The organism is Streptomyces sp. NPDC003042, from assembly GCF_053591315.1.
The window spans coordinates 80,508-102,118 of the sequence record NZ_JBSFTP010000003.1 but is presented as its reverse complement, the minus strand read 5'-3'; the positions used below and the strand labels follow the sequence as shown (position 1 = coordinate 102,118).

At 71.7% G+C, this 21,611-nt stretch carries 20 protein-coding genes and 1 pseudogene; 10 read left to right on the top strand and 11 right to left on the bottom strand.

Going from position 1 to position 21,611, the window contains the following annotated elements; genetic code table 11:
* Nucleotides 1–6: 6 nt before the first annotated feature.
* The 3 genes from ACWDYJ_RS02855 (at nucleotide 7) to sepH (ending at nucleotide 4,399) form a co-directional block, all read left to right on the top strand.
* Entirely contained in the window at nucleotides 7–1,266 is a 1,260-nt protein-coding gene (locus ACWDYJ_RS02855; RefSeq protein ID WP_451563658.1) for an MFS transporter, read from the top strand.
* Nucleotides 1,214–2,545: a D-arabinono-1,4-lactone oxidase gene (locus ACWDYJ_RS02850; RefSeq protein ID WP_451563657.1), complete on the top strand. Its 1,332-nt coding sequence runs from the start codon at nucleotides 1,214–1,216 to the stop codon at nucleotides 2,543–2,545. Before ACWDYJ_RS02855 ends, ACWDYJ_RS02850 begins: the two co-directional genes overlap by 53 nt.
* 795 nt (nucleotides 2,546–3,340) lie before the next feature.
* Nucleotides 3,341–4,399: a septation protein SepH gene (gene sepH / locus ACWDYJ_RS02845; protein WP_451563656.1), complete on the top strand. Its 1,059-nt coding sequence runs from the start codon at nucleotides 3,341–3,343 to the stop codon at nucleotides 4,397–4,399.
* 69 nt (nucleotides 4,400–4,468) lie between these two features.
* Here the strand turns inward: sepH and ACWDYJ_RS02840 are convergent, their stop codons facing one another.
* Complete coding sequence (locus ACWDYJ_RS02840; RefSeq protein WP_451563655.1) at nucleotides 4,469–5,305, bottom strand: sulfurtransferase; 837 nt, start codon at nucleotides 5,303–5,305, stop codon at nucleotides 4,469–4,471.
* Nucleotides 5,306–5,482: 177 nt separating this feature from the next.
* Between ACWDYJ_RS02840 and ACWDYJ_RS02835 the strand changes: the two genes are divergently transcribed.
* Nucleotides 5,483–6,271 (top strand): VOC family protein, encoded by a 789-nt coding sequence (locus tag ACWDYJ_RS02835; protein WP_451563654.1) that lies wholly within the window; start codon nucleotides 5,483–5,485, stop codon nucleotides 6,269–6,271.
* A 56-nt stretch (nucleotides 6,272–6,327) separates the two neighbouring features.
* Here the strand turns inward: ACWDYJ_RS02835 and bla are convergent, their stop codons facing one another.
* Both bla and ACWDYJ_RS02825 read right to left on the bottom strand, forming a co-directional pair.
* The gene (gene bla / locus ACWDYJ_RS02830) at nucleotides 6,328–7,311 is read right to left on the bottom strand and encodes a class A beta-lactamase (protein ID WP_451563653.1); all 984 of its coding nucleotides are present in this window, start codon (nucleotides 7,309–7,311) and stop codon (nucleotides 6,328–6,330) included.
* Between the two features lie 66 nt (nucleotides 7,312–7,377).
* Nucleotides 7,378–8,565, bottom strand: coding sequence for an MFS transporter (locus ACWDYJ_RS02825; RefSeq protein ID WP_451563652.1), 1,188 nt, complete (start codon nucleotides 8,563–8,565; stop codon nucleotides 7,378–7,380).
* Between the two features lie 74 nt (nucleotides 8,566–8,639).
* Between ACWDYJ_RS02825 and ACWDYJ_RS02820 the strand changes: the two genes are divergently transcribed.
* Together ACWDYJ_RS02820 and ACWDYJ_RS02815 are read left to right on the top strand one after the other, a co-directional pair.
* The gene (locus tag ACWDYJ_RS02820) at nucleotides 8,640–9,398 is read left to right on the top strand and encodes a DeoR/GlpR family DNA-binding transcription regulator (protein ID WP_451563651.1); all 759 of its coding nucleotides are present in this window, start codon (nucleotides 8,640–8,642) and stop codon (nucleotides 9,396–9,398) included.
* A gap of 4 nt (nucleotides 9,399–9,402) precedes the next feature.
* Nucleotides 9,403–10,041, top strand: a complete 639-nt coding sequence (locus ACWDYJ_RS02815; protein WP_451563650.1) for an HAD family hydrolase — start codon at nucleotides 9,403–9,405, stop codon at nucleotides 10,039–10,041.
* Between the two features lie 15 nt (nucleotides 10,042–10,056).
* Here the strand turns inward: ACWDYJ_RS02815 and ACWDYJ_RS02810 are convergent, their stop codons facing one another.
* Nucleotides 10,057–11,019, bottom strand: coding sequence for a LysR family transcriptional regulator (locus ACWDYJ_RS02810; RefSeq protein ID WP_451563748.1), 963 nt, complete (start codon nucleotides 11,017–11,019; stop codon nucleotides 10,057–10,059).
* Between the two features lie 38 nt (nucleotides 11,020–11,057).
* Here ACWDYJ_RS02810 and ACWDYJ_RS02805 point away from each other — a divergent pair, with 38 nt between their 5' ends.
* Together ACWDYJ_RS02805 and ACWDYJ_RS02800 are read left to right on the top strand one after the other, a co-directional pair.
* Nucleotides 11,058–11,963, top strand: coding sequence for a serine hydrolase (locus ACWDYJ_RS02805; RefSeq protein ID WP_451563747.1), 906 nt, complete (start codon nucleotides 11,058–11,060; stop codon nucleotides 11,961–11,963).
* A gap of 83 nt (nucleotides 11,964–12,046) precedes the next feature.
* A complete protein-coding gene (locus ACWDYJ_RS02800; protein WP_451563649.1) occupies nucleotides 12,047–13,057 on the top strand; it encodes an MBL fold metallo-hydrolase in 1,011 nt (336 codons plus the stop codon).
* Between the two features lie 41 nt (nucleotides 13,058–13,098).
* On the opposite strand, the gene ACWDYJ_RS02795 is transcribed toward ACWDYJ_RS02800, so the two are convergent.
* The 3 genes from ACWDYJ_RS02795 to ACWDYJ_RS02785 form a co-directional block, all read right to left on the bottom strand.
* On the bottom strand, nucleotides 13,099–13,608 hold the full coding sequence (locus ACWDYJ_RS02795; RefSeq protein ID WP_451563648.1) for a hypothetical protein: 510 nt from the start codon (nucleotides 13,606–13,608) through the stop codon (nucleotides 13,099–13,101).
* A gap of 104 nt (nucleotides 13,609–13,712) precedes the next feature.
* The gene (locus tag ACWDYJ_RS02790) at nucleotides 13,713–14,030 is read right to left on the bottom strand and encodes a hypothetical protein (protein ID WP_451563647.1); all 318 of its coding nucleotides are present in this window, start codon (nucleotides 14,028–14,030) and stop codon (nucleotides 13,713–13,715) included.
* A 91-nt stretch (nucleotides 14,031–14,121) separates the two neighbouring features.
* Nucleotides 14,122–14,433, bottom strand: a complete 312-nt coding sequence (locus tag ACWDYJ_RS02785) for a hypothetical protein (RefSeq protein ID WP_451563646.1) — start codon at nucleotides 14,431–14,433, stop codon at nucleotides 14,122–14,124.
* A gap of 26 nt (nucleotides 14,434–14,459) precedes the next feature.
* Here ACWDYJ_RS02785 and ACWDYJ_RS02780 point away from each other — a divergent pair.
* Nucleotides 14,460–14,561 (top strand): annotated as a pseudogene (locus ACWDYJ_RS02780) (phosphotyrosine protein phosphatase); the annotation flags it as partial.
* Nucleotides 14,562–14,713: 152 nt separating this feature from the next.
* Nucleotides 14,714–16,705 (top strand): CASTOR/POLLUX-related putative ion channel, encoded by a 1,992-nt coding sequence (locus tag ACWDYJ_RS02775; protein ID WP_451563645.1) that lies wholly within the window; start codon nucleotides 14,714–14,716, stop codon nucleotides 16,703–16,705.
* A 20-nt stretch (nucleotides 16,706–16,725) separates the two neighbouring features.
* Here the strand turns inward: ACWDYJ_RS02775 and ACWDYJ_RS02770 are convergent, their stop codons facing one another.
* The 4 genes from ACWDYJ_RS02770 to ACWDYJ_RS02755 all read right to left on the bottom strand — a co-directional run bounded on the left by ACWDYJ_RS02770 (nucleotide 16,726) and on the right by ACWDYJ_RS02755 (nucleotide 21,601).
* The gene (locus ACWDYJ_RS02770; RefSeq protein ID WP_451563746.1) at nucleotides 16,726–18,687 is read right to left on the bottom strand and encodes a flavin monoamine oxidase family protein; all 1,962 of its coding nucleotides are present in this window, start codon (nucleotides 18,685–18,687) and stop codon (nucleotides 16,726–16,728) included.
* Nucleotides 18,688–19,096: 409 nt separating this feature from the next.
* Nucleotides 19,097–19,747, bottom strand: coding sequence for a thymidine kinase (locus ACWDYJ_RS02765; RefSeq protein WP_451563644.1), 651 nt, complete (start codon nucleotides 19,745–19,747; stop codon nucleotides 19,097–19,099).
* Between the two features lie 52 nt (nucleotides 19,748–19,799).
* Nucleotides 19,800–21,005: an alkaline phosphatase family protein gene (locus ACWDYJ_RS02760; RefSeq protein ID WP_451563643.1), complete on the bottom strand. Its 1,206-nt coding sequence runs from the start codon at nucleotides 21,003–21,005 to the stop codon at nucleotides 19,800–19,802.
* Nucleotides 21,005–21,601 carry a DUF5998 family protein gene (locus ACWDYJ_RS02755; RefSeq protein WP_451563642.1) on the bottom strand — a complete coding sequence of 199 codons (597 nt, stop codon included), beginning with the start codon at nucleotides 21,599–21,601 and terminating at the stop codon, nucleotides 21,005–21,007. The genes ACWDYJ_RS02760 and ACWDYJ_RS02755 overlap by 1 nt, the downstream gene beginning before the upstream one ends.
* Nucleotides 21,602–21,611 lie beyond the last annotated feature (10 nt).

Below are 21,611 nucleotides of genomic sequence, written 5' to 3'. Positions count from 1 at the left end.
GATCCCTTGCCCAGTCCCTACCGCGCGATCTTCGCGGCCCCCGGCACCAAGGGGTTCAGCGCCGCCGGCCTCATCGGCCGCCTGCCGATCTCCATGGTGGGCGTCGGCATCCTCACCATGATCTCCGAGATCACCGGCCGTTATGCGATGGCCAGCGCCCTCACCGGCACCCTGGCCCTCGCCGCAGCGGTGATCGGCCCCCAGGTCTCGCGACTGGTGGACCAGTACGGCCAGCGGCGCGTCCTGCGCCCCGCGACCCTGATAGCCGTCGGCTCGATCGCCGGGCTGCTGCTGGCCGCCGCGAACGGCCTCCCGGACTGGACGCTCTTCGTGTTCGCCGCGATCGCGGGGTGCGTGCCGAGCGTCGGCTCGATGGTCCGCGCCCGCTGGACCACGATCTACCAGGACTCCCCGCGCGAGCTGCACACCGCGTACTCCTTCGAGTCCGTGGTCGACGAGGTCTGCTTCATCTTCGGCCCGATCATCGCCATCGGGCTCTCGACCATCTGGTTCCCGGAGGCCGGACCGCTGATCGCGGCCGTCTGCCTCCTGGTCGGTGTCTGGCTCCTCACCGCCCAGCGCTCCACCGAACCGAAGGCGCACCCGCGCGGCGAACACACGGACCGCAGCTCCGCCCTGCGCTCCCCCGGCCTCCAGGTGCTGACGGCCACCTTCGTGGCGACGGGCGCCATTTTCGGCTCCATCGACGTGGCCACCCTGGCCTTCGCCGAGGAGCAGGGCCACAAGTCCTCCGCCAGCTTCGTCCTGGCGATCTGGGCGGCCGGATCCTGCCTGGCCGGCATCGTGTTCGGCCTCCTGCACCTCGAGAGCAAGGCCGAACGCAGGTGGGTGCTGGGCATCTGTGCGATGGCCGTGAGTATGATCCCCCTCCTACTGGCCGGGAACCTCCCGTTTCTGGCCGTGGCGCTCTTCGTCTCGGGCCTCGCCATCGCTCCCACGATGATCACCACGATGGCCCTGATCGAGGCGCACGTACCCCGCGCGAAGCTGACCGAGGGCATGACCTGGATCAGCACCGGCCTCGCGGTCGGCGTCGCGGTCGGCTCCTCGGTGACCGGCCTGGTCATCGACGCGGCCGGCGCGCAGCGCGGGTTCGTCGTCTCCATCGCGTCGGGAGCGGCCGCGGCGGCGGTGGCGTTCGCGGGTTACCGCCGGCTGACGAGGCCGGCGCAAGGGGAGGAGCCAGCCACCGATGGGGACGGCGACAGCAGGGCAGTTCAGGCCGACACGGGCCGCATGGCGTAACTGGGCGGGCAATGTCACCGCCACACCCGCCCGTGTGGTGACCCCGGCCTCGGTCGGGGAGCTCCAGGAGGTGGTCCGCCGGGCCGCCGAGGACGGGCTGCCGGTGAAGGCGGTCGGCACCGGCCACTCCTTCACCGCGGCCGCGGTGACCGACGGCGTACTCGTACGGCCGCAGGCGCTGGCCGGGATCCGGTCGATCGACCGGGCAGCGGGCACGGTCACCGTGGCGGCGGGCACGGTCCTGAAAGACCTCAACCGGGCCCTGGCGAGGGCGGGCCTGTCGCTCACCAACATGGGCGACATCATGGAGCAGACGGTCTCCGGCGCCACCGCCACGGGCACCCACGGCACCGGCCGCGACTCCGCCTCCATCGCCGCCCAGATCCGCGGCCTGGACCTGGTCACCGCCGACGGCCGGCTGCTGACGTGTTCCGAGAAGGAGCATCCGGACGTCTTCGCGGCGGCCCGCCTCGGCATCGGGGCGCTCGGCATCGTCACCTCGCTCACCCTCGCCGTGGAACCGGTCTTCTTCCTGACCGCCCGTGAGGAGCCGATGAGCTTCGACCAGGTGACGGCCGAGTTCGACCAGCACGTCGCGGAGAACGAGCACTTCGAGTTCTACTGGTTCCCGCACACCGGCAACTGCACCACCAAGCGCAACAACCGCAGCCACGGCCCGGCCGCCCCGCCCGGCCCGGTGAGCGCCTGGATAGAGGACGAGCTGCTGTCCAACGGCGTCTTCCAGGTGGTCAACTCACTGGGCCGCGCGGCCCCCGCGACCATCCCCTCCATCGCCCGGATCGCCAGCCGCGCCCTGTCGGCGCGCACCTACACGGACATCCCGTACAAGGTGTTCACCAGTCCGCGCCGGGTCCGCTTCGTGGAGATGGAGTACGCGCTCCCGCGCGAGCGCGTGATCGAGGCGCTGCGGGAGCTCAAGGCGATGGTCGACGGCTCGCGCCTGCGGATCAGCTTCCCGGTGGAGGTGCGGACGGCTCCGGCGGACGACATCGCGTTGTCGACGGCGTCGGGTCGCGAGAGCGCGTACATCGCGGTGCACATGTACCGCGGCACCCCGTACCAGGCGTACTTCACGGCGGCCGAGCGCATCTTCACCGCGCACGGCGGCCGGCCCCACTGGGGCAAGGTGCACACGCGGGACGCGCAGTACCTCGCGGGGGTCTATCCGCGCTTCGGCGAGTTCACCGCGCTCAGGGACCGGCTGGATCCGGACCGGATGTTCGGCAACGACTATCTGCGGCGCGTGCTCGGGGCGTAAGGCCGCGGGACCCGCCGGGGTCACGAGGGCCGCTCGCTAGTGCCGATGCCAGGTGCCGGTGCCCGCCCCGGGCATCGGCGCGTCCGGCCGGTGGTCGGCGGACTCGCGGGTCCCGGCCGAGAGCGGCCTGTCACCGCCCTGCTGCCGACCGAGGTTCCCGCGATCGCCTCGTACGTACCGAGCCCGCCGGCGGTGGCGAGGGAAGTGCCCGCGATCTGGGTCATGCTCAGATCGGGGCCCCTTCCCCTCCGGACTCTCCGGTCCGGCTTCCCCTACCGCCTTCTGAACCATCGCCAATCCCCCACGTGTCCGACCCCTTGCGCTTCTCCTCTTCCAGCGGTTACAGACCGCTGAGCGAAACGGATGGTTCCGGATCGGGGGATTCTGTGAAGCAGGACACCCGAAATCGGGCGCGCGCGCAGGTCGTCCGGATATGAGCCCGATTCAGGGCAGCCCAACTCCCGCCGCCAGGGACAAGTTCGGCGGCGCGGCGGTCCACCCCGGTGGCCCGAATGGAGTACTGTGGCGAGCCCTGGGACCGTCCTTCCTTCCGGATGTCCGGACTCGGGAGAGGGGGCCGGACGATGGAAAAACGGCACTCGAGACCGGCGATGCCGCGGTATTGCACGGATCCTGCTGCGGACAGTAATCGTTCGGTCACTGTCCGTGCCCAACAGGTAACCGTGCCATAACGTCGATCAAGGGCGCATGCCCGACACGCCGGTTTAACTCGGCAAGGTTGTGGCAGGCTGCACCCGGGCAGGCCACACTCGACTAGCGGAAGCAGCGACGCACGTGACGTCGGCAGGCACCACCCGGGAGGTCCCCATGCCCGAACTGCGTGTCGTGGCCGTCTCCAATGACGGAACACGACTGGTGCTCAAGGCTGCGGACAGCACGGAGTACACGCTTCCGATCGACGAGCGTCTACGGGCTGCCGTACGCAATGACCGCGCGCGCCTGAACCAGATCGAGATCGAGGTCGAGAGCCACCTCCGCCCCCGCGACATCCAGGCCCGCATACGGGCCGGTGCCTCCGCGGAGGAGGTCGCTCAGCTCGCGGGCATCCCGGTCGACCGGGTCCGCCGCTTCGAGGGCCCCGTGCTGGCCGAGCGCGCCTTCATGGCCGAGCGTGCCCGCAAGACGCCCGTGCGCCGTCCCGGCGAGAACACCGGGCCCCAGCTCGGCGAGGCCGTGCAGGAGCGCCTCACGCTGCGCGGGGCCGACAAGGACTCCGTCCAGTGGGACTCCTGGCGCCGCGACGACGGCACCTGGGAGATCCTGCTCGTCTACTGCGTGGCGGCCGAACCGCACTCTGCGAGCTGGACGTACGACCCTCCGCGCCGGCTGGTCGTGGCCGTGGACGACGAAGCCCGTTCCCTGATCGGCGAGTCGGACGATCTGCCGTCGACACCGGAACCGAGCTTCCCCTTCGTGCCGCGCATCGCCCGGCTGCCGCGGGACCGGCCGCTGGACCGCGCCCTGGACCGCCAGCTGGAGCGGACGACCAACCACACGGCCCCCGCTCCGGATCCGGAGGAGGAGCGGGACACCCTGACGAGCCTTCTGGAAGCGGTCCCGAGCTTCCGCGGCGACATGGTGGTACCGGACCGGTCCGAGCCCACGGCCGAGGAGCCGGAGGCGGCCGAACCGCCGGCGCCGGCCGCCTCGGCGGGCGCGGGCTCCGCGTACGCCGATGTGCTGATGCCCCGTACGGTGGCGGGCCACCGCGACCGCCTGACGGGTACGACGGACCGCCAGGCCGAGGCCGACGGGGTCCGCCCCGGGCGCCGTGCGGCGGTGCCGAGCTGGGACGAGATCGTCTTCGGCACCCGCCGCAAGAAGCAGGAGTAAGAGGAGCAGGGAGTAAGAGACGCGGCCCCGCTGGGCTGCGGCGTCCATCGGGCGCCGCAGCCGGCGCCGCTACTCGGGGTCCGGGCCCGTGACCACCGGGCGGCTCGGGTCGAAGGACCACTCCGACCAGCTGCCCGCGTAGAGGTCGGACGCGATGCCCGCCACCTCCAGGGCGAGGACCTGGTGGGCCCCGGAGACACCCGATCCGCAGTACACCCCCACCGAGGTCCCGTCGTGGACGCCGAGCCCCGCGAACCGGGCGCGCAGCACGTCCACCGGAAGGAACCGGCCGTCGGGGCCCACGTTTTCCGTGGTCGGGGCCGACACCGCGCCCGGGATGTGCCCGCCGACCCGGTCGATCGGCTCGACCTCGCCGCGGTAGCGCTCCCCGGCCCGGGCGTCCAGCAGGATCCCGGAGCGGGCCAGCGCGGCTGCCGCGTCCGCGTCCAGCAGGCCGAGCGCCCCCGGGTTTGGCTTGAAATCGCCCTCAACCGGAGCAGATACGTCAGCGGTGACCGCGCCCCCCGCCGCCGTCCATGCGGCCAGGCCGCCGTCGAGCACCCGCACGTGCGTGTGACCCGTCCAGCGCAGCAGCCACCAGGCGCGGGCGGCGGCCCACCCCTGACCCCCGTCGTACGCCACCACGGGCTCGCCCGCCCGGACTCCCGCCCTCCGCATCACGGCGCCGAAGGCGTCGGGCTCCGGCAGCGGATGGCGCCCGCCGGACCCGGGCGGACCTGCCAGTTCTCGGTCGAGGTCGACATACACGGCACCCGGCAGATGGCCGGCCTCGTACGCCGGACGCTGGTCCGGGCCGCCCAGCTGCCAGCGGACGTCAAGGAGTACCGGGGGCCGGGAACCGGCCAGCTCACTCATCAGTTCGGAAGCCGAGAGAATCGCAGTCATGGGCCCATCCTCCTCCCCGCCTCCCGCATCCCCGTAACAACCCGGACATCGGCGGGGCACAGTGATTCGGTCATCTGTGTCCCGCCCCCGAACAACGCGGCCCGGTCGGGCGCGCCGCGCGCTCCGGAGTGGAAGCATCAGCGGGGAAACAGGGACACGACGGAGGAGACGGCTGACATGACCGAGGCAGCACGGACTTCTCGGCGGCCGCCCGGCACGCCGTGCTGGGTCGGCCTGATGGCCCACAGCCTCGAAGGCACCGAGGCCTTCTACTGCGACCTCTTCGGCTGGGAGTACGAGCGGGGCCCCGGGCAGCTCGGCCCGTACGTCCGGGCCTTCCTCGACGGCCAGGAGGTGGCCGGCATCGGCCAGCTGCCGCCGGACCGCCATCTGCAGGTGGCGTGGACCACGTACCTCGCCACGGACGACGCCGATTCGACCGCCGAGTCGATCCGCGCCTGCGGCGGCACGGTCGCGGTCGGTCCGCTGGACGCGGAGAACGCGGGCCGGATGGCGATCTGCTCGGACCCACTGGGGGCGATCTTCGGCATCTGGCAGGCCGAGGCACACGTGGGCGCCCGGCTGTACGGAGTGCCCGGCACCCGGGTCTGGAACGAACTGGTCACGCAGGACACCTCGACGGTGGGCAAGTTCTACGAGCACGTCTTCGGCCACGAGACCGAAAGGCACTCCGCCGCCTCGGCGGACTTCGACTACCTGACCCTGTGCCTGGACGGCGAACCGGTGGCCGCCATCCACGGAGTCGGCCGGTCCCTGCCGCACGACCGCGGCCCGCACTGGATGACGTACTTCGAGGTCGAGGACACCGACGCGGCTGCCGTCCGGGTGAGCGAGCTGGGCGGACGCATCGTCACGCCGCCGCGCGAAGGCCTCATCGGCCGGCTGTCCACGGTCGCGGACCCGGAGGGCGCGGTCTTCGCCCTCGTACGGTCGCGGCCGGCCTGACCGCCTACCGGCCGAGCGCCGCGCGCACGGTGATCCCGTAACGGCAGTCATGCCGTTCAACCGCGCAAGCCGTGTGCCAGCAGGGACGCGGTGGTGGCGACGACGCTGTTGTCGATCTCGGCATCGATGGTGTCGCGGTGGGTGTAGACGGCGATGATCAGCGGTTCACCGGACGGGGGCTGGACGATCGCGATGTCGTGAGCGGCCGCGTAGGAACCGGCGCCGCTTCCCGTCTTGTCGCCGATCGTCCAGTTGTCGGGGAGTCCGGCGCGGATGCGTTCGTCGCCGGTGGTGTTGGCGCGCAGCCAGCCGATCAATCGCTGCCTGTCCCGGGGGACGAGTGCCGTCCCGAGGGTGAGTTCGCGGAGGTTGCCGGCCATCAGGGCGGGGGTGATGGTGTCACGTTGTTCGCCCGGCCTCCAGTCGTTGAGTTCGGGCTCGTAGCGGTCCAGGCGCCCGGCCGGGTCACCGAGCGAGCGGTAGTACCGCGTCATCCCCGGCGGTCCGTCGATCTGCTGGAGGAGCATGTTCGCGGCCGTGTTGTCGCTGGTGGTGATGGTCGCCCGGCACAGCTCCGCCGGGGTCATCCCGTTCTTGATGTTCTCGTCGCGTCCGGTGATCGGGGAGTGGGCGACCACGTCCTTCTTCGTCCAGCGCAGTGTGCGGTCCATCAGGCCCGGGTCGGTCGCGCGTGCCTTGTCGAGGATCGCGCCGCAGAGGACGGCCTTGAACGTCGAGTTGCTGGGGAAGGCCTCGTGTTCCCGGTAGCCGATGGTCTTGCCCGTGCCCGTATCGAGGGCGTACGCGCCGATGCGCCCCTGGTAGGAGGCCTCCAACCGACGGAGTTCTGTGCGGACATGGGCCTCACCCCGGCCCGCCCGAACGCTGGAGGCACCGGCCTGCGCACTGCCCGTGCGCGCCGTCCGCTCGCTCGGCGCCGAGGGTTCGGCGCCGCACGCGGCTCCGGCGAACACGGTCACGATCGTCAGTGCGGACAACGCGACCTTCGTCCGGAGCCGTGGGGGGTGGGAGCGGCGCATTTCTGTCTCCTTGCTCGTGATGGGGTCGCGGCGCGCCGAGGTCCAGGCTCTCGCGGCGCGTGCCGGTCATGCGATCGGGGCCTTCGAGCGGCCGGCCGTGGTGTACGGCGAGCGCAGAACGCCGGCGGCGCGGGCGGCGATCAAGCAGAACGCCACGGGCAGGAAGAACGTGACGTTGAGCGGGACGAAGTGGGTCAGCGGTCCGATGACGGCGGGTCCGGCGAGCATGCCGAGATAGCCGAGGCCGGCGACGCGCGAGACGTTGGCTCCGGCGGCACTCCGGTCGGTGTGGCCGGCGGCGCTGAAGAGTTGGGGAACGCAGCCCGAAAGGCCCACCCCGAACACGGCCCAGCCGACCAGGGCCGGCGGCACCCAGGGGGAGATCGCCGAGCCGGTCAGGCCGAGTGCGGCCGCCGACGCCCCCCAACGCAGGACGGCCACCGGGCCGAAGCGCGCGGCCACCCGGTCGGCGAGCAGCCGTCCCACGGTCATGGCGGTGGAGAAGGCGCCGTAGGCGAGGGCGGCGGTGGCGGCGGGCGCGTCCAGGGTGTCCCGTAGGTGCAGCACGCTCCAGTCGTTGGCCACGCCTTCGCAGAGCATGAGCATCAGCGCGAGCAGGGCCAGCATCCGGATGCGCCGTGGAGTACGGCGCACCGGCCGCGTTCCCGGAGTGGGGGCTTCCGCGGCGGAGGCGGGCTCGGGGCGCAGCAGCGCGCCGGTGGCCAGGGCCGCCACGGCGACGCCGAAGAGCGCCACCGCGCCCAGGGTTGCCGCCGGGCTCCGGTCCCAGCTGAGCGTGCGGGCTCCCACCAGGGCGGCGAGGACGCCGCCGAGGGAGAAGGCGGCATGGAAGGCGGACATCACGGGCCGCCCGTAACCCCGCTCGACCTGGACGGCATGGGCGTTCATGCTGACGTCGAGGCAGCCGTTGCCGAAGCCGAGCACCATGAGTGCCGCCGCCAGCGTCCAGACGTTCGTGGCCAGGCCCGGCAGGGCCAACGCCGCACTGCACGACGCGGCGCTGACCGGTATGACGGTGCGGGCGCCCAGGCGGTCGGTGAGCGGGCCGGCGAGTCGCATGCCCGCGAAGGCTCCCGCGCCGAGCAGCAGCAGGAGCCAGCCGAGTACGGCATGGCTGATTCCCACCTGGTGCTCGACGGTGGGGATGTGGACGACCCACATCCCCAGGATGAAGCCGTTCAGAGCGAAGTAGGCGAAGGTGGCCCCTCGGGCGATCCGCAGTGGTCTCTTCATGCCGACCCAACCTAGCGAACATCAATCGTGTTTAAAAGGTTGTGTTTCAAACACATCCGATGTTCTATCTGGGTATGGCGAGCACAGATCGACTGAGACAGATCACTGATGCGGTACGCGGGGCAGGCCGCCTCGGCGTCGCGGAGCTGGCCGAACTCACCGGCGCGTCGGAGATGACCATCCGCCGCGACCTGGAGGTTCTGGCCGAGCAGGGAATCCTGGAGCGTTACCGCGGAGGTGCGAGAAGCCTGCTGCTGCGCGGCGAGGAACCGCCCTTCGCACTGCGGGTGCGGGACGGGACGGAGGCCAAGCGGCGCATCGCCGCCGAGGTCGCCGGGCTGATCGCCGACGGGGAGTCCGTCGTTCTGGACAGCGGCACCACCTGCCTGGAGGTGGCCCGCGCCCTGGCGCACCGCCGACTGACCATGATGCCGCTGTCCCTGCACGCGGTGAACGCGCTGAGCGGATCGCCGCAACTGACGCTGCTGGTGCCCGGCGGCCGACCCCGCCCGGGCGAGCTCGCACTGACCGGCCCCCTGACCGAGGCATCGCTGGCCGCCCTGCGCTTCGACACCGCGGTCGTCGGCTGCTGCGGTCTGAACGCGGCCAACGGCCTGACCGCGTACGACCTGGACGACGCAGCCGTCAAACGGGCCGCGATCGCATCCGCCCGCCGCGTCATCGCCGTCGCGGACGGCTCCAAGCTCTCGCGCACCGCCCTCGCCTTCGTCGCCCCCGCCTCCGCCCTGCACGCCGTCGTCACCGACGAGGCCGCTCCCGACGACGAGACCCACGCACTGGCCGCGGCGGGCGTGACACTGCGGAAGGTGTGACCTCATGACCGGCACCGTGCTCTTCGACCTGTTCGGCGTCCTCGCCCGCCACCAGTCCACCGAGGGCAAGAACCGGCTGGCCCGGACGGCCGGTGTGTCTGTGTCCTCCCCAGCCTTCTGGGAGGCGTACTGGGCACTGCGCCCGCCCTACGACCGCGGAGAGGTGACAGGCCCCGGCTACTGGCGGCAGGTGGCCCGGGCCCTCGGCACCCGCTTCGACCGCCGACGGATCGGGGACCTCGTCGAGGCCGACATCGCGAGCTGGAGCGCCGTCGACGACACCATGGTCGCCCTGGTCGAAGAGCTCGCGGCATCCGGGCGGCGCGTCGCGCTGCTGTCCAACATTCCCGAGGAACTGGCCGCCCACTACGAAGCGCACCACCGCTGGCTCCGGCACTTCCGGATACGCGCCTTCTCCTGCCGCATCGGCCACGCCAAACCGGAAGCGGACGCCTACCGGTGGTGTCGGAACGCCCTGCGCGTCGAACCGGACCACATCCTCTTCGTCGACGACCGCCGGGACAACGTCGAGGCCGCCGAGGAGACCGGCATGCGCGGACACGTCTTCACCAGCCCCGCCCGGCTGAGGGAGGCCCTCGCTGTATGGGAGAACGCCACCTCGCCACCGGCGGCCCAGGCCTGATCCGCCGGACACCCCCTAGTCGTACACCACCGACCACGGTCGGGGCGGCGGGCCGGCCGGCGGGGGCGGGCCGGCGTCGCGGCGCGAGGTGCCCGTACGGTCGCGGGCGAGCACGTCCGCCGCGAGCGCCGCGAAGTGAGGGGCGGCCGGATGGGCGGATCGGCCGGCGGACCAGGCGCCGGTGATCCGCTGGATGAGGGGGCGGCCTGCGAGGGGCCGCCAGGTGACGCGGGGTTCCTTGCGGGCCACCGGCCCCTGGTCGAAGGCGATTCCGTGGCCCGCGGTGACCAGCGCCAGCAGGAACTCGGGGTGGGAGGCGTGCCGGAGGCGGCCGGGCACGAAGCCCTCGGTGCGGCAGGTGTCGAGGATCCGGTCGTACCAGCCTGGGGCATGGGCACGCGGGAACAGCACCAGATCCTGGCCGGCCAGTTCGCCGAGCGCGACCTCGGGGAGCCGGGTCAGCGGTGAGGTGCGGGGCAGGACGACTCCGAGTTCCACGCAGACCTCCGGGCCGAGGCGCAGTTCGGTGGCGTCGACGGGCTGGTGGACGAGGCCGACGTCGAGTCCACCGGAGGTGAGCAGCCGCAGTTGTTCCTCGGTGGTGATCTCCCGCAGGTCGACGGACAGGCCCGGGGAGTGCTCCGCGCAGGCGGCGAGGAGCGTGGAGAGCACGGCGACCGTGGTGTCCGGGGGTACGCCCGCGCGCAGGGTGCCCAGGGCCCCGTCCCCGGCGCGGCGGGCCAGCGTCCGCAACCGGTGCTCACGGGCGAGGAGTTCGCGCGCCTCGTCCAACAGGACCATCCCGGCGGCGGTCAGTCGGACCTGGCGCTGTGAGCGGTCGAACAGTTCGGCGCCGAGATCCTTCTCCAGCCTGCGTACCGCCTGGCTGAGCGGCGGCTGGGCCATGCCAAGCTGGTCGGCGGCCCGGCTGAAGTGCAGCTCGTCGGCGACGGTGACGAAAATGCGCAGGTGGCGCAGGAGATCCACACTCAGGACCTTACGTGAGGGGCGAACCGGTGGTCGAGGAACGGATTTCCGAGGTGTTCGCGGGGGTGGGAGCCGAGGGCCTGCTGCACGCGATCCCCTTCGGCAGGGAGCCGGACGCCGAGGAGGTGGCCGAGGAGGTGGCCATCGGCGCGGACGAACCGGTCGTGATCGCCTCGGTCTTCAAGGTGCTGCTGGTGCTGGAGTTTGCCCGGCAGGTCACCGCCGGCCAGCTCGACCCGCGCGAGCGGATACGGGTGACGGCGGCCGACCGGCTCGGCGGATGGGGCACGGCCGGCTGTATGGACGACGTCGAACTGTCGCTGCGCGACCTGGCCTTCTTCGCGATGTCGGTCAGCGACAACTCGGCGGCTGATCTGCTGCTGGCGCGCGTCGGACTCGACACGGTACGGCTTCTCGCCGGGGAACTCGGGCTCGACAGGACCCGTATCGTGGGCGGTCCTCGTGACGTACTCGAGTCGATGCTCGCCGAGGTGGGAGCACGCGACGAAGCGGAATTCGCCATCCGCTACCCGGCCCTGCCGGATGACCGCAAGAGACGGCTGAGCGTGCTGGATCCCTTGCGAACCAACGCCAGCACGCCCCGCGAGATCACCCGGCTGCTGCGTCTCGTCTGGCGTGACGAAGCGGGCCCGCCGGAGGCCTGTGCCCAGGTGCGCGACTGGATGCGCCGTCAGATCTTCCGGCACCGGCTGGTGTCGGGATTTCCCGACGAGGTAACGGTCGCGGCGAAGACCGGCACCCTGCCGGGACTGCACATGGAAGCCGGCGTCATCCAGTATCCCGACGGCAGTTGCTTCGCGGTCTCCGTCTTCGCCCGTACGCGGGGGCTGGCCGCCTCGCGGCCCACGGTGGACGCCGCGATCGGCGCGGCGGGCAGGATGGCCGTCGACTTCCTGCGCCGCCCAGGCGTGTGACCTGGCCCTATATGCGTTTACGTATGGGGACGCCAAGATTTTGATCTTGGACGGAGGGCGTCGGGCCCTGATTCCCTGAGGCCATGAGCGACGACACAGACACTCAGCCCGTCCAGGGATTCGGCCGACGTACGGTGCTGCGGGGCGCCGCGCTCGGCGCGGCCGTCCCACTCCTGCCCTCGGCGGCCAGCGCCGCCACCGCAGCCACCGCCGCCGACCCGGCCGCCCGCAGGGGCCCGGCGGCCGGTTCGGCGTCCTTCCGCTGGCTGGGCACCTCCGGCTGGCGCATCGACGTCGACGGCCGGACCGTGCTCTTCGACCCCTACCTCACCCGTTTCAAGACCGGTCTGTTCGACGGCGCGTTCAACCCGGACACGGAACTCGGCTCCGATCCCGCGGTGGTACGAGAACACATCGGCCGCCCCGAGATGGTCCTGGTCAGCCACTCCCACTGGGACCACCTCGCCGATGTCCCGCACATCGCCAAGTCCACCGGCGCCCGCGTCGTCGGCACCGAGACCACATTCCATCTGCTCGTCGCGTTCGGTGTCGACCCGGCCCAGATCTCGGTGGTGAGGGGCGGCGAAGTGCTGGACTTCGGCGGGCTCACCGTCGAGGTCGTGGCCGGCCTCCACAGCCGCAACAAACGGCACTCCTACTTCGCCCCGGGCACGTTGAACGCGCCGCCCGCAGCCGTTCCGAAGACCATCTCCCACCTGCCGGAGGGCGACACGCTCGCCTTCCAGGTGACCGCCGGGAACGGTGGCCCGTCAGCGTTCCTGATGGGCGCCAGCGACTTCTCCGAGCGGGCTGTGAAGGGGCTCCGCCCCGATCTCGCGATGGTCGCCGTGCCGTCCAGCGCCTCCACTCACCACTACGTGCCCCGGCTGCTGCGGGCACTGGACGATCCCGCCGTCGTCGTGCCCGTCCACTGGGACAACTTCGAGGAACCGCTGAGCCGTCCCCCGCGCCGCGACCCGTCGATGGACTTGGACGCATTCGTCGCCCAGGTCCGCCGGGAGTCTCCCGCGAGCCGGATCGTCATCCCGGACTACCGCACCACGTACGGAGGCGACATGCGCCCGAGGCACTGACCGCGGTACGGCCGAGGCGGCCGGGCCGAGGCGCGCCCCGCTCACGCCGCTGTGCGCACCGGCGGCGCTTCGCTGCTGCTCGCGGGGCTGATCACCAGGCCGGCGAGCAGGCCCGCGAGCGGCATGCTGCCCGCCGCCCACCAGAGGGCGGCGGTGTAGCTGCCCAGCAGGTCCGCGGTGAGCGAACCGGCCGACACCGACGCACGGTCCAGGCGGGCCGCGAGGACGCCGCTGAGCAACACCCCGCCGATCGCGCCGCCCAGGTGCTGGGCGGCGATGACCGTCGCGGAGGCCGCGCCGGAACGCTGCGGGGCGATGCCGGCGGTCGCGGTGGCGAAGGCCGGCACGAAGGCGAGGCCGAGACCGAAGCCGGTGAGGAGCGCGCCGGGCAGGACCTGCGTCGCGTACCCGCCGTCGACGGCGAGGCCGCTCAGGAGCAGCAGCCCGCCGGCCGCGACGACCAGGCCCACCGTGATCAGGACGCGGGGCGCGACACGGTGCGGCAGGCGGGCGGAAACCTGGGTGGATCCGATGACGACCGCGGCGACCATGGGGGGATTCAGGGGCGTAGTCCAACAACTGGGCGGCGTGGCGCCCGAGTTGCGCCAAGACCGCGCCCGGCAGCCATTCCGCGGCCTGGTCCGTCGCCGTACGGTCAGCCACCTGCTGGGGAGTGGGCCGCCTTGGCCGGGTCCTTGTCCAGACACGCGCGTACGAGACCGACCAGCGACTCCGGTACGCCGGTCAGGTCCGCCTCCTCCTCGGCGACCCGGAAGAGGTGGGCGTTCAGGCCGGTTTCCGTGGCGCCGAAGAGGAGGCGCCCGGTGGCGGCGTAGACGAGGACGGCGCCCAGGCAGAAGACATCGCTGGCGGGGGTGAGTTCGAGGCGGACCTGTTCCGGCGACATGAAGCCGGCAGAGCCGATCAGCATGCCGGTACGGGTGTGCAGGCTGTCCCCGGCGAGGCTGTCCATCGCCCGCGCGATGCCGAAGTCGATGACGCGGGGCCCCCACCTTCGCCCACCGCACCCTGGAACGTCCTTCTTCAGGCTGTGAGGCGACTGCTCAGCACCGATATCCGTTGGGCACCTGAAGCAGTGCCACGAACACCCACACGATCCCCGCGGCGCCGACCGCGCCACCGAGTAGAGCGACCGGGAGGTTCCACCCTCCGACATACCCGATGAGCAACCCCCACCATGCTGCTGCCGCGAGCGTGAACAGGACTCCATAGAAGATCAACGCGAGCCCGTTCGCCGCGCCGTTCACTCCGACGTCGCATGCCCGCCAGGCGGCCGCCAGTAGAACCGACCCGAGCGCCCCTGTGGCCAGCCCGGCCACAGGGGCGGCCACACAGCCCCACTGCGAACGCGTCATGTCCCTCATTCTTCTGTTGGAATTACCCGGTAGGCCAGGGCGTCGAGGCCGTCCGCCCCGACCGCGACGGGATCAAGGGTCTCATCGAGGGCTTGATCGCAGAGATCGACGCCAAGAAGCGGGCCTGAGCCCGACCGGGCCGGCGTCCATGGTGCGTTCATACCTCTGAGTGAGGTCGGTGGGTTCGAGGGGGGCGGGGGCGGAGATCTGCCTAGGGTGGCTCCTGGCGCGGCGGGCAGCCCGCTCCGATCGGCGAGTCGACTCATGTACGGGAGCTTGTGTGGCGCAGCAGGACACGACGTCACTCCGGTTCCGCCTCCGGTACCGGTTCGACCATCTGGTCTCGGGGGGAACGACCGCTCTCATCGGCTGGCTCGCCCTGGCCTGCCTCGCCGTCGTCGTTCCGGCGAGCATGGTACTCGTCTGGTCCGACCGGGCCGCTCCGGCCACGCTCTCCGGCCGGCTCACCGCCGTGTGGGTCAGCGTCGGTCAGACGCTGAAGATCGGGGGTGCGGTCGGCTCCCCGCTCTACGTGCTCGCCTCCGTGTCGCTCGCGCTGGTGGCGCTGCTCTTCGTGTCGACCCTGGTCAGTCTGATCACCACGGGCATCAATCGGCGCATCATGTCGCTGCGCCTCGGTCACTCCACCGTGCTGGAGACCGGGCATACCGTCGTACTGGGGTGGTCGGACCAGGTCTTCCCCGTGATCGGGGAGCTGGTGGCCGCCAACGCGAACCAGCGCCGCTCCGCCATCGCCGTGCTCGCCCCGCAGGACAAGGTGGGGATGGAGGACGAGATCTCCACCCGCGTCAGCGACCGTGGCAGGACGCGGATCATCTGCCGCAACGGGAGCACCACCGACCCCACCGAGCTGTGCCGGGTGAGTCCGCGAACGGCGAAGGCGGTGCTGGTGCTGCCTCCCACCGGGGACACCGGTGACGCTCATGTCGTGAAGACGCTGCTCGCCCTCGACGCGGCCGTCCCCAGGTCCGGAGAGGGGGAAGCGGTGGTGGTCGCCGCCGTCCGTGACTCCCGCAACCACTTGACCGCCAGGTTGGCGGCCAGGCCCACGGGACACGTCCTGTGCGTCGACGACATCGTCGCCCGGCTCCTCGTTCAGACGGCCCGGCAGCCCGGCCTCTCGCTCGTCTACTCGGAGTTGCTGGACTTCGAGGGCGACGAGTTCTACCCGGCCGCCGCCGAGGGCCTCGTGGGGCGTACGTTCGGCGAGGTGCTGCTGTGGTTCCCCACGTCCTCGGCGGTCGGCCTGCTGCACGCCGACGGGAGCGTCACCCTCAATCCGGATCCGGGGGCGACGATCGGCCCGGCCGACCGGATCATCGTCATCTCCCAGGACGACGAGACGACCGTGCGGGCGGACGTGGCCTCCCATGTCGAGGAGGACGCGATCGTGACGGCCGCGCCCCGGACCGCCCAGGCCGAACGCCTGCTCCTGCTCGGCTGGAACCGCCGCGCCCCGCTCGTCATCGAGCAGCTCGACCAGTACGTGAGGCCGGGAACCACTCTCGACGTCGTGGCACTCGGCGAGTACGCGGCCACGCGCGGCGCCCGCGCCGTCACGACCGCGCGGTCCCGCCTCGACGTGTCCCGCCTCGACGTGTCCTTCCACGACGGGGACATCACCGACCCGCTCACCCTGGCCAAGCTGGACGTGCCCTCGTACGACAGCGTGATCGTGATCGGTGAGACGGAGCCCGGGGCCTCGATCTCGGCCTCGACCTCGGCCTCGACCTCGACCTCGGACGCGCCCGTTGTCGCCCTCGCTCCGGTGACGGATCCGGAGGCGCGCGCGGACGACAGGACCCTGGTCACCCTGCTGCACCTGCGGGCCATCGGGGACGCCGCGCAGCGGCAACTCGCGCTCACCACCGAGATGTCCGACGACGGCAACCGACTCCTCGCGCCCGCCCGGGACGGCGCCGACTTCATCGTGAGCGGCAGGCTGATCAGCCTTCTGATGACGCAGATCTCGGAGAGCCCGTATCTCGCCGCGGTCTTCGAGGAGTTGTTCAAGGCGGAGGGCCACGAGTTCCACCTCAAGCCGGCCGCGGACTACGTCCGGGCCGGTCATGAGGTCTCGTTCGCCACCGCCGTCGAGTCGGCGCGGCGGCGCCGGGAATGCGCGGTCGGCTACCGGCTGCGCGCGCGGAGCGCCACGGGCCCCGACTACGGGGTGCGGATCAACCCCGACAAGCGGCAGCGGCTCCGGTTCTCCGAGGAGGACTGGCTGATCGTGCTCGCCGAGAGCTGACGGCGCCGCCTGGGCGGCCGCTACGCCGTGTGCACTTCCAGGGCGGTCCGCACCGCGGATTCCAGGGCTCCCTCGATCCACGCGGGCTTGATGGAGGTGTGGCATCCGGCGAAGTGCAGGTTGCCCTCGGCCTTTCGGACGTGGGGGAAGAGCTCGGTGTGCTGGCCGGGCAGCAGTACGGACGCCTCACCGTAGGCGTACGGGTCGCGCATCCAGGACTGGGTGCGGCCGACGCCGGTGTAGAACACCTCGATGCGCTGCCCGAACACTTCCTGGACTCCGGCGAGGGCGCGCGGGTAGCGCTCCTCGTCGTCCAGGGAGTCCCACTTCAGGGCGTCGTCCGACCAGCTGTAGGAGGCGAGGATGACGCCGCCGGCGCTGCCTCGGACGGGGTAGGAGGGCTGGAACATGAAGCGGTTGGGGTTGTCGGTGGCCGAGCCGCCGCCGATGACGCCGGCCGCCTCGGGCTGGTCGCGGGTGACCACGCGGCAGGCGGCGTAGTGGGAGCGCTGCCCCGCGGAGATGCGGCCCTCGGGTACGGAGGAGTGGGCGCCCAGCAGGGTTCCGTTCGCCGGGGTCCGCCCGGTCTGGTACTTGCGGTACAGGCCGGGCTGCACGGCCTCGAGCTCGCGCTTCCAGTCGGCCTCGTCGAACTCCCACCAGCGGCGGCTGAATTCGAGCAGCACCTTGGTGGCGGCGTCGTAGTGCAGCTCGGTGACCGCGCGCCGCTTGCCGTAGGAGAGCGCCGGGGTGATGGGGATGTGGCGCAGTCCGGAGAAGGGGACGGTGATGATCGCGGTGTCGGCGGTGAAGGTCTCGCGCCGCACGGGGCTGCCGCCGCGGCCCTCGGAGACGGTCTCGACGGTGACCTTGCCCTCACCGTGGGTGATGCGGGTGGCACGGCGGTCGAGCCGTACGAGGTCCTTGACGCGGGCGTACAGCGCGTCGGCCAGGGTGGCGGTGCCGTCGGGCAGTTCGTAGAAGGCGGTGTCGGGGCTGATCAGGGAGGCGCCGATGAAGCTGTGCACGAAGGCGAGGTGCAGGCGGGAGGTGAGGTTCTCGACGGTTCCGATCAGGTCGATGGTCCGCTCGTCGAGCGCGGCCTCCTCCGTCAGGAAGCGATACATCGACATGTGGCCGTAGCGCTGGATGACGCGTGCCCAGCCCTCGACGAGTTCCTTGTCCTTCTTGCCCTCGATCTCCTTGCGTACGGGGGCGAAGGCGTCGCGGACGATCTGCGAGGCGGGGACGGACTCGTACGCCTGCGGCACTCCGAAGGAACGATTGAGCGCCTGCGGGGCGCGCGCGTAGTCGGCGCGGCGGACGCGGATGCCGTTGACGTAGATCCACGTCCGGTAGGCGGGGCGGCCGGCCCCGTCCACGTCGACCAGGTGGAAGCGCCGGCGCTTGAGGCCGAGGCTGTCCATCAGTCCGGTGACCAGCGGGTGGCTGTCGGGGATGCGCATCGCGCCCGCCTCGGCGTACTGCTTCGGGTCGGCGAAGGGCGGCGCGGCGTTCTCGTGGCCGCCGGTGCGGAAGGTCTTGATCCGGCCGCCCACCCGGTTGGCGTTGGCCTCGATGACGGTGACCTGGTGGCCGGCCTCGCGCAGGAGGTGGGCGGCGGTGAGGCCGGCCGGCCCGGCGCCGACGATCAGCACCTTCTTGCCGGGGCGGCGCGAGCGGGGCAGGCCGTTCTTCAGGAGGATGTCGGCGTAGCGCGGTACGAGCGGCTGATCCTCGTCGTCCCGTACGAGGATGGCCCGGGCGATCGTCAGGCAGGAGCCCCAGTCGGCGACCGCGGCGCCGGGGACGGCCTGCGAGGTCTCGGCGGAGGTGGCGGCGATCGTCAGGCCGCCTGCTCCGGCGACGGCGACCGCGCCGGCGATGACGGTACGGCGGGAGGGCCGGCGGGAGGGCGCCGGTGCGGGCTCTCCGGGGGTTCCGGGAACTTCAGGGGTTCCGGAGTTGGCATCGCGATCCATGATCATGGCCCAACTCTTGCCGCCCGCCCGGGCCCCGAACGGCCAGAACCCGCCCGCGCGGGCATGTACCACCCGGACGTGCGTCGCGCGCCGTCCCGTGCTGACGAACTGGGTTTCGCACGGGCGGCCTTGCGTCCGACCGGGTGGACGCTGCGCGGGGGCGGTCAGGGTCCGGGTCGCGGTCCGCTCGGTGTCTCGCAGGTCACCTACGGCGCCGACGCCAACGAAGCCGGCCGGCTCGGCGCCAGGCGGCTGTGCGCGCACGTACCTCAGGAGGTCCCGCCCACCTCGCGGCCGAGCGTCCGCGCGCGCGGCGGCGTACGCCATGACTCGCCGAGCAGCGGTGAGAGCGTCGCCGGGACGAGGAGGTCGCACACCGTCACGGCCCGAGGAGGGTCGCGTGGGACCGTCAGGCGTGGTTGACGGGGAGGACGTCCGGGGAGAGGGCGCCCGCGTGGGCCGCGGCGCTCGTCATCCGCTTGCGGTGGTGGCGGCGGCAGAGGACCTCGTAGCCGATCTCCCCCGCCGGGCGGTTCACATCGCCCACGACGACTTGGGCGCCCTCGACCACCATCTCGCCGTCTATCGTCCGGGCGTTGTGGGTGGCGCGGGCGCCGCACCAGCACAGGGCCTCGACCTGGAGCTGCTCAAGCCGGTCCGCCAGCTCGATCAGCCGCTGCGAGCCCGGGAACAGCTTCGTGCGGAAGTCCGTGGTGATACCGAACGCGAAGACGTCCATGTCCAGGTCGTCCACGATGCGCGCAAGCTGGTCGATCTGCTCCGGGGCCAGGAACTGGGCCTCGTCCACGATCACGTAGTCCGCCTTGCCGCCCTTCGAGAGCTGGGAGACCAGGTACGCGTACAAGTCCATGCCCTCCGGCGCCTCGATCGCCTCCGTCACCAGACCCAGCCGGGACGACAGCTTGCCCTCGCCCGCCCGGTCGTCCCGCGTGAAGATCACGCCCTGAAGCCCCCGCGCGTCGCGGTTATGGGCAATCTGGAGCGCCAAAGTGCTCTTTCCGCAGTCCATCGTTCCGGAGAAGAACACCAGCTCGGGCATGGGAAGGACGGACCTTTCAGGTCGTGGGTGGGAGGTGTGGGGCGGGGTCCGGTCAGGTGCGGACTTCGAGCAGCGGGACCAGCTGCTCGGCCGCGGTCATCGAGCCGTGCATGCCGGCGAGCGACGATTCGTTGGGCTCGTTGCGGGACGCGGTGATCGCGACGTCGGCCTGGGCCGCGGCGATCACGTCGCCGATCCGGCCGCGCACCCGCTCGTCGCACTCCCCCGGCGGGCCGAACCAGCCGAGGTCCAGGGCCTCTTCGCGGCTCGCGACCCAGAAGCGGTCGCCCAGCACCTCGCGCCACACGGTCAGTACGTCGGCCTGCGCGCCCGGCACCGCGTAGACGTGCCGGGCGCGGCCCTCGCCGCCCAGCAGCGCTACGCCGGCGCCCAGTTCCCAGTCGTCGTCGAAGTCGATCCGGGAGTCCTCGTCGAAGGGGACGTCGACCATGCCGTGGTCGGCGGTCACGTACAGCGCGGTGCGCGGCGGCAGTTGCTCGGCGAGTCGCTGCACGAGCCGGTCGACGTGCATCAGCTGGCCGCGCCAGGCGTCGGAGTCCACGCCGTGGCGGTGGCCGGCGCCGTCGAGTTCGCTGTAGTACGTGTACACGAGCGAGCGCTCACCGGCCGCGAGCTGGATCGCCGCGAGGTCCATCCGCTCCTCGCCGGTCATCCGGCCGTGGAAGGTGCCGCCGCTGAGCGCGATCTTGGTGAGCGGGGTGGTCTGGAAGGCGGGCGAGGACACCTGTGCGGTGTGCACTCCGGCCGCGTCCGCGAGCTGGAAGACGGTCGGGTACGGCTGCCAGGGCTTCGGCGGGGTCCACGGGTTCCAGCGGAGCTGGTTCATCAGCTCGCCGGAGGCCGGGTTGCGTACGGCGTACCCGGGCAGGCCGTGCCGGGAGGGCGGCAGGCCGGTGCCGACGGAGGCCAGCGAGGTGGCGGTGGTCGCCGGGAAGCCCGCGGTGAGGGGGCGCCCGGTGCCGCCGCGCGAGGTCGCGAGGAGGGAGGTGAGGTACGGCGCCTCGTCCGGGTGGGCCTTGATCTGCTCCCAGCCCATGCCGTCGATCAGGAACACGCAGTTCCGGTCGGCGGGTGTCAGCTCGGCGATCCCGGCGGTGAGGCCGGGGACGCCCTGGCCGGCGGCCAGGGTCGGCAGCAGGTCCGAGAGCGATCCGCTGCCGTAGTGCGGGACCGGGGCGCCGGCGAGATCGAGGAGTTCCGGTTCGTCCTGCCAGTTCGGCGGCGCGGAGTACGTCATCAGCGGGCGGGGCCGGAGGTCGCGGCGGTCGCCTCGGAGAGTGCCTGCGCGAAGGCCAGGGTCTGGCGCACCGTCTCCGGCCCGTCGCCCGCCTCGCTGACCCGCAGGCTGAGGTCGTCGGCGGTGGAGTTGCCGGTGTAGCCGTGGTCGGAGTCACAGTTCGGGTCGCCGCAGGCGGCGGGCTCCAGGTCGATGCGCGAGACCGCGCCCCAGCCGATGGTGAGCACGACCTCGCGGGGAAGGGTGCCGGGCGTGTACGACTCGGGGTTGGCCACGACGCGGCTGAGCACCACGGAGGAGATGGTGCTGAGCTTGACCGACTCGGTGGAGGTGGTCGCGTACGGGGACGGGGACCCGGCGTCGGCGGCCTGCTCGTCGGTGTGGCTGACGATGAAGCGGTTGCCGGTCAGGACCAGCACCGTGACGTGCCGGCGCACTTCGTTGGAGTCGAAGGTGGTCTCCTGGTGGACCAGGTACGACGAGATCGGCTCGCCGCCCACAGCGGCCTCAACCGCCTCGGCCACGAGGGCCGGGTAGTAGCCGCTGCGCTCGATCGCCGCGCGCAGCCCCTGGGTCGTCGTACCGGATTTCGCCATGAGGTCCATC

Bases quoted from the DNA above. Each gene is read 5' to 3' on its own strand.
- ACWDYJ_RS02835 (WP_451563654.1), top strand. From the start codon at position 5,483: ATGACCGAGGCAGCACGGACTTCTCGGCGGCCGCCCGGCACGCCGTGC.
- ACWDYJ_RS02820 (WP_451563651.1), top strand. From the start codon at position 8,640: ATGGCGAGCACAGATCGACTGAGACAGATCACTGATGCGGTACGCGGG.
- ACWDYJ_RS02790 (WP_451563647.1), bottom strand. From the start codon at position 14,030: ATGGACAGCCTCGCCGGGGACAGCCTGCACACCCGTACCGGCATGCTG.
- ACWDYJ_RS02795 (WP_451563648.1), bottom strand. From the start codon at position 13,608: ATGGTCGCCGCGGTCGTCATCGGATCCACCCAGGTTTCCGCCCGCCTG.
- bla (WP_451563653.1), bottom strand. From the start codon at position 7,311: ATGCGCCGCTCCCACCCCCCACGGCTCCGGACGAAGGTCGCGTTGTCC.
- ACWDYJ_RS02755 (WP_451563642.1), bottom strand. From the start codon at position 21,601: ATGGCGAAATCCGGTACGACGACCCAGGGGCTGCGCGCGGCGATCGAG.
- ACWDYJ_RS02785 (WP_451563646.1), bottom strand. From the start codon at position 14,433: ATGACGCGTTCGCAGTGGGGCTGTGTGGCCGCCCCTGTGGCCGGGCTG.
- ACWDYJ_RS02840 (WP_451563655.1), bottom strand. From the start codon at position 5,305: ATGACTGCGATTCTCTCGGCTTCCGAACTGATGAGTGAGCTGGCCGGT.
- ACWDYJ_RS02800 (WP_451563649.1), top strand. From the start codon at position 12,047: ATGAGCGACGACACAGACACTCAGCCCGTCCAGGGATTCGGCCGACGT.
- ACWDYJ_RS02825 (WP_451563652.1), bottom strand. From the start codon at position 8,565: ATGAAGAGACCACTGCGGATCGCCCGAGGGGCCACCTTCGCCTACTTC.
- ACWDYJ_RS02765 (WP_451563644.1), bottom strand. From the start codon at position 19,747: ATGCCCGAGCTGGTGTTCTTCTCCGGAACGATGGACTGCGGAAAGAGC.
- ACWDYJ_RS02770 (WP_451563746.1), bottom strand. From the start codon at position 18,687: ATGGATCGCGATGCCAACTCCGGAACCCCTGAAGTTCCCGGAACCCCC.
- ACWDYJ_RS02760 (WP_451563643.1), bottom strand. From the start codon at position 21,005: ATGACGTACTCCGCGCCGCCGAACTGGCAGGACGAACCGGAACTCCTC.
- ACWDYJ_RS02815 (WP_451563650.1), top strand. From the start codon at position 9,403: ATGACCGGCACCGTGCTCTTCGACCTGTTCGGCGTCCTCGCCCGCCAC.
- ACWDYJ_RS02850 (WP_451563657.1), top strand. From the start codon at position 1,214: ATGGGGACGGCGACAGCAGGGCAGTTCAGGCCGACACGGGCCGCATGG.